Origin of the sequence: Secundilactobacillus malefermentans DSM 5705 = KCTC 3548 (assembly GCF_001436395.1) — a bacterium.
Taxonomy (GTDB): domain Bacteria; phylum Bacillota; class Bacilli; order Lactobacillales; family Lactobacillaceae; genus Secundilactobacillus; species Secundilactobacillus malefermentans.
The window spans coordinates 17,754-28,703 of the sequence record NZ_AZGJ01000024.1 but is presented as its reverse complement, the minus strand read 5'-3'; the positions used below and the strand labels follow the sequence as shown (position 1 = coordinate 28,703).

13 protein-coding genes are annotated in these 10,950 nt (G+C 42.0%); 10 read left to right on the top strand and 3 right to left on the bottom strand.

Annotation, left to right across the window (positions count from 1 at the left end; all coding sequences use genetic code 11):
- Positions 1 to 35: 35 nt before the first annotated feature.
- Complete coding sequence (locus tag FD44_RS05910) at positions 36 to 344, bottom strand: type II toxin-antitoxin system RelE/ParE family toxin (protein WP_010619214.1); 309 nt, start codon at positions 342 to 344, stop codon at positions 36 to 38.
- Complete coding sequence (locus tag FD44_RS05905; protein WP_010619215.1) at positions 331 to 651, bottom strand: type II toxin-antitoxin system RelB/DinJ family antitoxin; 321 nt, start codon at positions 649 to 651, stop codon at positions 331 to 333. Before FD44_RS05905 ends, FD44_RS05910 begins: the two co-directional genes overlap by 14 nt.
- A gap of 158 nt (positions 652 to 809) precedes the next feature.
- On the opposite strand from FD44_RS05905, the gene FD44_RS05900 reads away from it, so the two are divergent.
- From FD44_RS05900 to budA, 6 genes are all read left to right on the top strand, one after another.
- Positions 810 to 1,547 (top strand): glucose 1-dehydrogenase, encoded by a 738-nt coding sequence (locus FD44_RS05900; protein WP_010619216.1) that lies wholly within the window; start codon positions 810 to 812, stop codon positions 1,545 to 1,547.
- A gap of 144 nt (positions 1,548 to 1,691) precedes the next feature.
- On the top strand, positions 1,692 to 2,138 hold the full coding sequence (locus FD44_RS05895; protein WP_010619217.1) for a hypothetical protein: 447 nt from the start codon (positions 1,692 to 1,694) through the stop codon (positions 2,136 to 2,138).
- Positions 2,139 to 2,160: 22 nt separating this feature from the next.
- Complete coding sequence (locus FD44_RS05890) at positions 2,161 to 2,352, top strand: hypothetical protein (RefSeq protein ID WP_010619218.1); 192 nt, start codon at positions 2,161 to 2,163, stop codon at positions 2,350 to 2,352.
- A 102-nt stretch (positions 2,353 to 2,454) separates the two neighbouring features.
- Positions 2,455 to 3,108 carry a hypothetical protein gene (locus tag FD44_RS05885; protein WP_029327495.1) on the top strand — a complete coding sequence of 218 codons (654 nt, stop codon included), beginning with the start codon at positions 2,455 to 2,457 and terminating at the stop codon, positions 3,106 to 3,108.
- A 15-nt stretch (positions 3,109 to 3,123) separates the two neighbouring features.
- Positions 3,124 to 4,308, top strand: coding sequence for a hypothetical protein (locus tag FD44_RS05880; RefSeq protein WP_010619220.1), 1,185 nt, complete (start codon positions 3,124 to 3,126; stop codon positions 4,306 to 4,308).
- An 85-nt stretch (positions 4,309 to 4,393) separates the two neighbouring features.
- Positions 4,394 to 5,107: an acetolactate decarboxylase gene (gene budA, locus FD44_RS05875; protein ID WP_010619221.1), complete on the top strand. Its 714-nt coding sequence runs from the start codon at positions 4,394 to 4,396 to the stop codon at positions 5,105 to 5,107.
- Positions 5,108 to 5,151: 44 nt separating this feature from the next.
- Here the strand turns inward: budA and FD44_RS05870 are convergent, their stop codons facing one another.
- A complete protein-coding gene (locus FD44_RS05870) occupies positions 5,152 to 5,598 on the bottom strand; it encodes a DUF2188 domain-containing protein (RefSeq protein ID WP_010619222.1) in 447 nt (148 codons plus the stop codon).
- Between the two features lie 357 nt (positions 5,599 to 5,955).
- Here FD44_RS05870 and FD44_RS05865 point away from each other — a divergent pair, with 357 nt between their 5' ends.
- The 4 genes from FD44_RS05865 (at position 5,956) to FD44_RS05850 (ending at position 10,903) form a co-directional block, all read left to right on the top strand.
- Positions 5,956 to 7,344, top strand: a complete 1,389-nt coding sequence (locus FD44_RS05865; protein ID WP_010619223.1) for a class II fumarate hydratase — start codon at positions 5,956 to 5,958, stop codon at positions 7,342 to 7,344.
- Positions 7,345 to 7,464: 120 nt separating this feature from the next.
- A complete protein-coding gene (locus FD44_RS05860; RefSeq protein ID WP_010619224.1) occupies positions 7,465 to 8,034 on the top strand; it encodes an NADPH-dependent FMN reductase in 570 nt (189 codons plus the stop codon).
- Positions 8,035 to 8,050: 16 nt separating this feature from the next.
- Positions 8,051 to 9,445, top strand: a complete 1,395-nt coding sequence (locus FD44_RS05855; protein ID WP_010619225.1) for a flavocytochrome c — start codon at positions 8,051 to 8,053, stop codon at positions 9,443 to 9,445.
- A 39-nt stretch (positions 9,446 to 9,484) separates the two neighbouring features.
- Entirely contained in the window at positions 9,485 to 10,903 is a 1,419-nt protein-coding gene (locus tag FD44_RS05850) for an anion permease (protein ID WP_010619226.1), read from the top strand.
- The last annotated feature ends 47 nt before the right edge of the window (positions 10,904 to 10,950 follow it).

Below are 10,950 nucleotides of genomic sequence, written 5' to 3'. Positions count from 1 at the left end.
AACAGGATTTGACAGAGAGCCTACTTTTTTGCAAGTTAATAATTTTGTAATTGGTTGTAAAAAGCTAAGATGTGTACGGAGTTTGAAGGTTCATCTACCCAATAAACGGCGACATAATGATCGATGATCAATTTTCGAAGCTTATCTGTTTTAGGAGAATCATACTTGGCGTCAAGAATTGTAAAGCGGTTGGGATTCATTGATAAGGAGCTGATAGTCTGGAAAACTTTGATACGAAAGCGATTAGCTAAAATTGGATTTTTAACGGTTACTCTAATGTAGTTTGCTGTTGATTCGATTTCTTGAAGGGCCTCATCACTAATCTGTACTTTATAAATTCTCATCCCTTAGTAATTTTTGTTCTTGTGCCTGCGCTTCTTTTATTAATATCGATACATCAGCACCTTCACCATGCTTTGCTTGTGATAACCCTCTTGCAATTGATTCTTTTATTTCTCTCGTTCTTCTTTCTTCTGCCGTTTCATTCGTAATCTCAAATGGAATTTTATTTTGTTTGACGACTTGTGCTAAAAACACATTGATTGCGGTCGACATGTCTAACTGTAATGATGATAGAACCTTGGTGGCATCCTCTTTTAACTTAGGATCAATCGTTGCGGAAATTCGTGTTTTTGATAGTTGTTCAGACATAAAAATCATCCTTTCTGCACGTATCTGTGCTCATTATACATCGATATGGTGTTGCTTAGACACTGTATAGTCTTAAATACGAATTTATTTCCCCCATAAATTAAAAGCCAGCATGTTATACTTACACTAGTTCAATAATTCACGAGGGAGTGTTTGACATGACAAATCGACTCAAAGACAAGGTTGCAATTATTACTGGTGGCTCACAAGGAATGGGTGCTGCTCACGCAAGGTTATTTGTTGCTGAAGGGGCCAAAGTGGTCATCACGGATATCGATGTTGAAAAAGGTCAAGCACTGGCTGATGAGCTTGGTGACAACGCTATTTTCGTCAAACAGGATGTTTCGAGTGAGGACGATTGGAAAGCGGTTATTAAGGCGACACTGGATAAATTCGATAAGATTGATGTCTTGGTCAATAATGCTGGTATTTCAGTTGCCCAATCGGTCCTAACGATGACAACCGAGGAATATTTGAAAATTGTTGGAATTAACCAACTTAGCGTCTTCTTAGGAACGAAGTATGCAGCCACCGAAATGAAGAAGGACGGCAAAGGAAGTATCGTCAACGTTTCTTCCATTAACGGGCTAGTGGGTGGCGCCATTGGCTATACTGATACCAAGTTTGCGGTACGAGGAATGACAAAAGCCACTGCTCTTGAACTTGCTCGCTATGGCATTCGGGTCAATTCAGTTCACCCGGGCGTTATTTCAACCCCAATGATTCATCAGGGTGATTCAGAAGATTTAATTAAGCAGTTTGCCAAATCAATTCCATTGCAACGAATTGCGGAACCAGAAGAGGTCGCAAACATGGTCCTTTATCTGGCATCTGATGAAGCCAGTTACTCCACGGGATCAGAGTTCGTGGTTGATGGCGGAATTACGGCACAATAACCAATTATAAGGATGCGTGATGGCAAATTTCATCACGTATTTTTTGTGGGCTTAAGTCCTCTCTTATCTATAATTGGCAGGGTAATTATGTTATGCTTTCATTAGAATTGTTATAAAAATAATCGATAATATTTGGAGGATATTATGGGAAAAATTAATCGCTTTTTACTAGGAATTGGGATTGCTTTGTTGGCTATGTTTAGTTTAGAAATAAGCTCAGTAGATAGTGCAAAAGCTGCTACTTGGCACAAAAATGTCTTACCCAAGACGATAAAGGGAAAATGGCATAATAAGACCAATACTTTTGTTATTGGCCGGCATTCGTATATGACGAGAATTAGTGGGTGGAATACGTATTCTAAAACAGTGAAATTTAGATTTCCATATCATGGTCTACACAATTTTAAATATAAAACGACGTCAAAGCATCACTACTATGTTGTCGGTAAATTTGATCCTAATTATGAGAAAGTTCCTTTAAAAATCAAGAAGATTAGCAAGAATAAACTTGGTATAAATGCGGGCTATTATGAGCATGGCAAAGCCCATTTTCAATCAAAGTGGAGCTATTTGTATAGAGGCGCTCGATAAAATAGGGGAGTAGGTTGTAATCATGATGACTAGGGGAAAGCACCAGGGACCACACAAATCTAACCTGAACAAAATCATTATTTCTGTACTAGCGGCAGTTATTTTAGTGTTGCTTGCAGTAATCGTTGTTAATCAAAGTCGCAGTAAGACGGATGATGCTGATAAAACAAGCGTTGAATCATCTAAAGCATCCTCATCGTCTTCGACAAAGTAGGCGACAGTCCAAGTTCATCATGCAACTGCAGGAATTGGGCAGCTCGCCAATTTTTCACAGAGTGCGGTTGAGGATCCGGATACCAGAACTAATGGCGGGGATGTGACGTATTCGCAGTTTTATTTGGATAGCGATAATAATTGGTACTGGAGCTTTAGTTCTGACAAGCGAGGCCAAATTGAGAACGCTAGAGCCACGAGTGTTAAGCGAGATGGCGCTGACTATGTGGTCCAATTGATCAGTGAAAAATACGAATCAGGTACGAGTTATGAAGCCAAAATTCATTGGAATAATTCAGATCATACCAATTACAATTTTAATACGAGTTTTAAAAGTATAAATGGAGACTATACGTTTGGAAATGACGCCCTCAGTAGTTACAGCAGTGCCAATGATGTTTCCACATCCACGTCGGGCAACTATTACGACTGGTTGAAGGAGAATGTTGACGGTGAGGCAATGGAAATTCCAGAGACTCGAACCAATGGTGGCGATGTGACTGGCTCACATTTTGAATACTATGCAGGAGACTGGTTCTGGGATTTAGATTCTTCCAAACGGGGAACGGTTATTAGCGCCCAAATTATCTCTGGAACGGTGAGTCATGATGGAACCTTTGTGACGTTAACCGCACAAAATATGGGGTATCCGGATTACAATGATGAATTTACAATCACCATTAATACGGCAATTTCAAATGGGGATTATAACTTAAAGACTAATTTCCAATCAGTGAACGGAACTTATCAGTTTTAATTTTGGGGGAGCCTTATGAAAAAGAAAGTTTTACTCATTACTGGACTAATGGTGGTGCTCATCTTGGGGGGCTGTCATGCCAAAACGCAGGATAAAGCGAGCATAAAAGAATCTTCATCAGCCAGTGTCACGAAAACGACTAAAAAATCCAAAGTAAATGCACCAGTGCCGTCTTCGATCACAACGACTCTAGACGGTCTTAAGGGTAAATTTGCGGAGGATCAGCAAACAAGAACCAATGGTGGCGAACTAACCTATTCAAATTTTTATTGGAAAGGGAAAGCTTGGCACTGGGCATTGACTTCAGTTAAACGCGGGACAATTGCGAACGGCAAAGTGACTGCCATTTCTAACGGCAAAAATGGAAATCCAGACATCCTAAAGTTGACGAGCTCAACTGGTGATTCTTATTCGCTGAAACTCACAGTTGTGGGCGAATATTATACCGTGCAAACAAGTTACAAAGATATTAAAGGGACGTATATCGTTGGTGATACGGATGGTAAATGGACTGACAGTGCACCCGCAAAGTTACAGGCAAGCTGGCGGTCAGGCTTCGAGAAAACGGAAGATATCGTGGGCAATCAGAATTCAGATTATCCGTATACAAAAGTGACCTTCAGCATCAAGCCGGGTAGTTTGGAAGGCGGTAATATTGAATACAAGCGCGATAAGCAGACAAAGGTAGAAGGTAGCGGTTGGGGCATAAATGAAGGTTTAATGTCCAAAAAGGTTGCCACCAACACCTATTTGCTGAAGTCGTATTCTGGTAACTCGTTGTTTGGTGTGTATAAAGTTCAATATATCAATAGCCGAGAAATCCAAATGAACTTTGGAACTGTCCCTATTTCTTTGAAAAAAGTTAATGCTGGCCAAGACTATGTCGTGCCAAATTCCGGTGCAGTAGATACGACGAACTTAACAAAGCAGCAGGTAAAGGCGTGGGTGTGGTCAGATTTGATGGCCACTATTTATGAAGGAAAAGATTTTAAAATGAGTGACTTTATATTTGATACACGAACAGCAGATGGTCTTTTGTATGTTGATGTAAAAGAGAATCATAGTACAGCGAGAATGAAAGCAGCTGGTGGTGATCCAAGCGTTAATCCGACAATAGCCCATTACCGAATTAACGGTAGCGGTGAACTAGAAAATGACTTGAATGGCTGGTCAGTTGTTTCCGATTCTTATTCCGAATAATCATCTTGGCACATCCTAAATCTAGGATGTGTTTTTGCGATATTCTGATTTAAACTAAAGAGGTAGTTTGAAGGGAAGTCATCAAATGGAGAACAATCAGTCACTTTATCAACACGGAACCCTCGCCGCTTTAGTTCCAGGTTTATTTGCAGGAACCCTTACCGTCAATGAGCTACTTAAGCATGGCGATACCGGAATCGGAACGATGGATGGGTTGAACGGCGAACTCATTATTTTAAATGGCGTTGTTTATCAGGCAACGGCGAGTGGTGAGGTTGTGAAAGTAGATGGGGATGCCAAGGTGCCATTTGCGAACGTGCATTTTGTTCACTTGGAGGAGTCAACACCCATAGCAAATTTAACCTATCTAGAACTGAAAGACGTTGCCACTAAGCGGCTGAAGTCACAGAACTTGTTCAGCTACCTGAGCGTTCATGGCACTTTTTCGAGTATGAAGACGCGGGTTGTTCATGGTCAGCAACCACCGTATCCAACCTTGACTGAGACTGCTTCGCAACAAGAAATCTTTGACGCGGCTAATGTTACTGGGACCTTAACGGGGTATTATTCTCCAGCATTGTATGCTGGGGTGACGTCACCTGGTTTCCATTTACATTTCTTAAGCGATACTCACGAAATGGGCGGTCATGTGTTAGATTGTCAGCTGACTGATGGCGAGCTGGCGATTCAACCACTAAATCAATTGCAGTTACATCTGCCCGATGAAAATAGTGAATTTCTGAAGGCTGATTTAGATGATGAAGCCGTCCTTTCGGATATCAAAAAAGCAGAAAATTAAAAAAGAAGCGGTCAGACAAGGGTGATTGTCTGGCCACTTCTTCGTTATGGCGTCACAACTTCCTGCAACGTGCCGTTTTTGCGATAAACTCTGACGCTAGAGTCTTTATTGTCCGCAATCTCGCGTGCACGTTTGACGGCTTCTTTTTTCGTATCGAAAATGTGACTTGCCTGCTTGGCACCTTTTGCCATAACTGCCCAGCCATCCTCTTGGTGCTGAACGATTTCGTCAGCATCGATCAATCGGCTATGCTCGGGATCACCGTCATGCTGGTCGTGCTTACCAGGATTACCTTCCCGTCGCAATTCCCGAATTTCTTTGTCAGTAGCATTTTCATACCATTTTCCGGCTTGCGACATGGCGATTGGAATTGCCCGGTCTTCCGGATAACCGTCTGCGACCATTGCGTTTGCCATATCAATGGCCTTTTTGCGTTCCAAATGGGGCATGTTCTTCATTGAATTTGGATAATCTTGCATATTCCATGGCATAAGGGCAACCTCCTGCAAATTGATGGGGACTGTCATTGGGATAAGTGTAACGAGAAATGGGGTTGCGGGGAAAGAAAAGTGCTTATCTGCCGAACTTTTCATAATTAGTCACTCAAAAACATTGAACGTGAATGTATAAACTTTTGTTACTTGAATTATTTTAATAAGGACCATTTCAAAATATAGCGAAAAGAATGCTGATATATCAGGGTAAATAAGCAAGCGTTATAGGTATCCCACTATTTGACTATAAGCCTCTATTCATCATAAACTGCCGTTGTAAGTATTTATTTGTCACCATATGTTACTATTTTCACATTTCGTGATAACGCTTTATATTAATTGGAGGGAATAATTATGCAAGACTATCGTATTGAAGCTGACACCATCGGAGACGTAAAGATTCCATCAACTGCTTTGTGGGGACCACAAACAGAACGGAGCCGTAACAACTTTCCAACCGGGCAATTCATGCCTATCGACGTTATCCGTGCGTTACTTCAAATCAAGAAAGCTGCAGCTCAAGCGAACCAAGAGCTCGATCAAATCAGCAAGGAAAAGGGTTCACTCATTGTGGACGCAATTGATGAATTATTGAAGCTTTCTGACGAAGACTTGCGTAAAGACTTCCCATTAAAGGTTTACCAAACTGGTTCAGGAACTCAAACAAACATGAACGTTAACGAAGTTGTTTCTCACGAAGCAGCCAAATTAAATTCAGATATCGAAATTTTACCAAACGATGACGTTAACAAAGGTCAAAGTTCGAATGATATCTTCCCAACGGCCATGAACATTACGGCAAGCGTTGCGGTTAAGAAGCTCGAAAAAGCAATCCAACATTTAATCGATGAATTAAAAGTTAAGCAAGAAAAGTACTGGCGCGTTGTTAAAATCGGCCGGACCCACTTGCAAGATGCAACTCCATTGACATTTGGTCAAGAAGTGAGTGGCTGGGTCAGCATGCTTGAACATGATTTAACTTCATTAAAGGCGTTGGACGAATCAGTTGCTGAATTTCCAATGGGCGGAACTGCAGTTGGTACTGGCTTAAATGCTGCACCAGGTTTTGATGTTGAAATTGCCAAACGAATTTCAAAAGAATATGGCATTACATTTAACGCTGACACTAACAAGTTCTACGGCTTGGAAGCTCACTCAGGTATGAACGCTGTCCACGGTGCTATGAAGGCATTGGCAGCTGACGTGATGAAGATTGGTAACGATGTTCGATTCTTAGCTAGCGGCCCCCGTGCCGGTTACGACGAATTAAACATTCCAGCTAACGAACCTGGTTCATCAATCATGCCTGGTAAAGTTAACCCAACGCAAACGGAAGCCCTTACGATGGCAGCCGTTCGAGTAATGGGTAACGACGTTGTTGTCACAATGGCGTCATCACAAGGTAATTTCCAATTGAACGTGTTCAAGCCAGTGATGATTGATGCCTTCTTGGAATCAGCTGACTTGCTTCAAGGAACCATTACTGGATTTGCCGACAAGATGATTCATGGTTTGACGGTTAACGCCGATCGAATGGAAGAATTGGTTGATAACTCATTGATGACGGTTACGGCCCTTTCACCACACATTGGTTACCATGACAGTGCCCTAATTGCGCAAGATGCTGACAAACGCGGACTGAAGCTCAAGGAAGCCGCAGTTGATTCTGGCAAAGTAACCGCTGAGCAATTTGACGAATGGGTTGATCCACTTAAGATGACAAACATCGATCAAGGAAAGTAACGAGGCACACTTATGGAATCACTATTACTTCTAGGACTATGTTTCATCGGATTAGCAACTGGGTGTTTATTGATTTTTTTAAGAGAAAAAGAAGACGAAGAATAGGAAGAGGACAACAGCATGAGACCAAAACTAATTGGGATCGTTGGCAGTAATGCCGACTTCTCCTTCAACAGAATTTTATTACAGTATATGAAGCGTCACTTTGCAGAAACAGTGGACATTGAGATTCAAGAAATTAATGGTGTGCCACTATTCTGTGAAAATGAAATGAAGACACCACCCGCAATTGTGAACGAAATGGCGGATAAGATTGAAGATGCAGACGGTGTAATCATTGCTGCACCAGAATATGACCATGCAATTCCAGCTGCATTAAAGAGCGTTATTGAATGGCTATCAAGTGCACGGCACCCATTTAACGATCAGCACGTGATGATTGTGGGCGCTTCATATGGTATTCAGGGAACCGTTAGATCCCAAATGAATTTACGCCAAGTTCTTGATCCACCAGGGGTTAACGCAAATGTTTTACCTGGAAATGAGTTCATGCTTTCAAACGTAAAAGATAAATTTAACGAAAACGGTGAAATTACTGATGAGGGAACCATCAAGTTCTTGGATAGTTGCATGAACAACTTCCTGACCTACTCAAAAATTGGTAATGACGCCAACGCAGTCCTTCACTAAAAATAGGAGATTAATCATGGCAGAAAAATTTAGATTTGAACCAAAAGATGCTAGTGAATTGAAAGACAACTACGATTTAATCGTTGTTGGATCTGGTGGTGCAGGAATGACTGCTGCCATCCAAGCCCACGAATTAGGCTTGAACCCAGTTATTTTAGAAAAAATGGACAACTTAGGTGGTAACACTAATCGAGCTTCTTCAGGGATGAACGCCGCCGAAACGGATGTTCAATTAAACCATAAGATTGTTGATAGTTTTGATGAATTCTACGCTGAAACCTACAAGGGTGGCGGGGAACGCAACAATACTGAATTGCTCAAGTACTTTACCCAACATGCTGCTTTAGCAATTGATTGGTTAGCTGACCACAACATTATTTTGGATGACATTACCATTACTGGTGGGATGAGTAAGATGCGAACTCACCGTCCTAGCTCAATGGCCCCAATTGGTGCATTTTTGGTCACTGAATTATTGAAGCTTGTCCAAAAACTCGAAATTCCAGTGTTCAACGATGTTAAAGTAACGGAATTATTAACCGCTGCAGATGGCAAAGTCACTGGCTTGAAGGCAACTGTTGCCGGTAACGAAAAGACGCTCAACGCAGATGCCGTTGTCTTAGCTTCTGGTGGTTTTGGTGCTAACCAAGACTTATTGACGAAGTATCGTCCTGATTTAAAGGGCTACAAGACGACAAACCAACCAGGTGCTACTGGTGATGGAATCAACTTAGCAACTGCAATTGGTGCCGGCGTTGTCGACATGGATCAAGTCCAAGTTCACCCAACGGTTCAACAAGACTTTGATCACGTATTCTTGATTGGTGAAGCTGTTCGTGGTGAAGGCGCAATCCTCGTGAACAACGAAGGCAAGCGTTTCGTCAATGAATTAGACACTCGTAAGAATGTTACAGCAGCTATCGACGGTCTCGGCGGAACAGGTGCCTACCTTGTCTTTGACCGCGGCATTCGTGACCGAGTAAAGGCCATTGAATTCTACGATCACGTTGGTTTGGTTAAGACGGGTGAAACACTTGAAGACGTCGCCAAAGAAACTGGATTAGATGCTGACAACTTGAAGCAAACGGTCGCAACTTGGAACAAAGCTGTTGACGATCATGATGATAGTGAATTTGGCAGAACAACTGGGATGGAACGTAGCGTTGTTACCGGCCCATTCTACACAATCCACATTGCACCAGCCGTTCACTACACAATGGGTGGCGTTTCAATCAACAAGGACACTCAAGTTCTCAAAGAAGACGGTCAAGTAATTCCTGGCCTTTATGCAGCTGGAGAAATTGTTGGTGGCTTACACGGAAATAACCGAATTGGTGGGAACTCAATTGCTGAAACAGTTATCTTTGGTCGTCAAGCTGGACAACAAGTCTTTAAGTATCTAAATAACTAAAAATTGAATATCTAAATAGGGATTCTAGAGGAGAAAACTATGGCCTTAGAGAACGTTAAGTATAAAAAGTTTATCGCTCCCATATTAGTTGGGCTCATTATTTGGTTCTTATCACCAATCAAGCCGGTCGGGGTATCGCTCGTAGCGTGGCATATGTTTGCCATCTTCGTTGCAACGATTATTGGCTGTATTACTCAACCACTACCAATTGGTGGTGTTGCTATTATTGGATTTGCAACAACAGTTTTGACTAAAGAAGTGCCAATGGAAACTGCTATTACAGGTTTTGGTAACAATAGTATCTGGCTAATCGCCATGGCTTTCTTTATTTCTAGGGGATTCATTAAAACGGGTCTTGGACACAGAATTGCATTAATATTTGTCCGGTTATTTGGTAAGCGAACCTTGGGGCTAGCTTATTCACTAATTGGTGTCGATTTAATTCTCGCGCCCGCCACGCCAAGTAACACGGCACGTGCTGGTGGAATTATGTACCCAATCATTAATTCGTTAGCCGAATCATTTGGATCATCACCAAAGGACGGTACGCAGCGCAAAATTGGGTCGTTCTTGGTATTCGCTGAGTTCCAGGGGGACATCATTACCGCCGCTATGTTCATGACAGCAATGGCTGGTAACCCCCTTGCTCAATCCCTTGCCGCAAGCCTTGGTATCCATATTACGTGGATGAAATGGTTCATGGCGGGAATTGTCCCTGGTTTAATTTCATTAATTCTTGTTCCATTTATCATTTATAAAATGTATCCACCAGAAGTTAAGGAAACGCCTCATGCCAAAAAGTGGGCTGAGGATGGCCTTAAAAAAATGGGACCACTTAGCTTATCGGAAAAATTCATGGCTGGTGTATTTGTGATTGCATTGCTTTTGTGGATTACGGGTTCAATTATTAATGTGGACGCAACGTTAACTGCATTTATTGCATTGGCTTTACTGTTAATTACTGGGGTACTCTCATGGAGTGATGTGACGCACGAAACTGGTGCGTGGAACACGTTAGTTTGGTTCTCAGTTCTCGTGATGATGGCTGGTCAACTGAACGAACTTGGGTTTATCCCTTGGTTGAGTAAGACAATTGCTAGCTCACTACAAGGGCTTAATTGGGTGATTGTATTAGTTGTTGTCATTTTGGCATACTTCTACAGTCATTACTTGTTTGCGAGTGCAACGGCCCATATTAGTGCAATGTACAGCGCATTATTGGCAGTCGCAATTTCAGCTGGTGTTCCAACGATGTTAGCTGCATTGATGCTTGCATTCTTTGGTAACCTATTTGGTTCAACGACACACTATGGTAACGGGCCAGCCCCAATTCTATTTGGATCTGGTTACGTTACCCAAGGTGAGTGGTGGAAGATGAACGCAATTCTTGGTGTCGTGTACCTCGTTATTTGGTTAGGTGCAGGTTCGATTTGGATGAAATTACTCGGTATGTGGTAAGGGGTCAATGGTATAATAGTTGCAATTACATTGACTAGGATGGGTGC

Coding starts and splice junctions, on each gene's coding strand:
- FD44_RS05900 (WP_010619216.1), top strand. CDS start 810: ATGACAAATCGACTCAAAGACAAGGTTGCAATTATTACTGGTGGCTCA.
- FD44_RS05850 (WP_010619226.1), top strand. CDS start 9,485: ATGGCCTTAGAGAACGTTAAGTATAAAAAGTTTATCGCTCCCATATTA.
- FD44_RS05890 (WP_010619218.1), top strand. CDS start 2,161: ATGATGACTAGGGGAAAGCACCAGGGACCACACAAATCTAACCTGAAC.
- FD44_RS05880 (WP_010619220.1), top strand. CDS start 3,124: ATGAAAAAGAAAGTTTTACTCATTACTGGACTAATGGTGGTGCTCATC.
- FD44_RS05855 (WP_010619225.1), top strand. CDS start 8,051: ATGGCAGAAAAATTTAGATTTGAACCAAAAGATGCTAGTGAATTGAAA.
- FD44_RS05870 (WP_010619222.1), bottom strand. CDS start 5,598: ATGCCATGGAATATGCAAGATTATCCAAATTCAATGAAGAACATGCCC.
- FD44_RS05865 (WP_010619223.1), top strand. CDS start 5,956: ATGCAAGACTATCGTATTGAAGCTGACACCATCGGAGACGTAAAGATT.
- FD44_RS05910 (WP_010619214.1), bottom strand. CDS start 344: ATGAGAATTTATAAAGTACAGATTAGTGATGAGGCCCTTCAAGAAATC.
- budA (WP_010619221.1), top strand. CDS start 4,394: ATGGAGAACAATCAGTCACTTTATCAACACGGAACCCTCGCCGCTTTA.
- FD44_RS05860 (WP_010619224.1), top strand. CDS start 7,465: ATGAGACCAAAACTAATTGGGATCGTTGGCAGTAATGCCGACTTCTCC.
- FD44_RS05905 (WP_010619215.1), bottom strand. CDS start 651: ATGTCTGAACAACTATCAAAAACACGAATTTCCGCAACGATTGATCCT.
- FD44_RS05895 (WP_010619217.1), top strand. CDS start 1,692: ATGGGAAAAATTAATCGCTTTTTACTAGGAATTGGGATTGCTTTGTTG.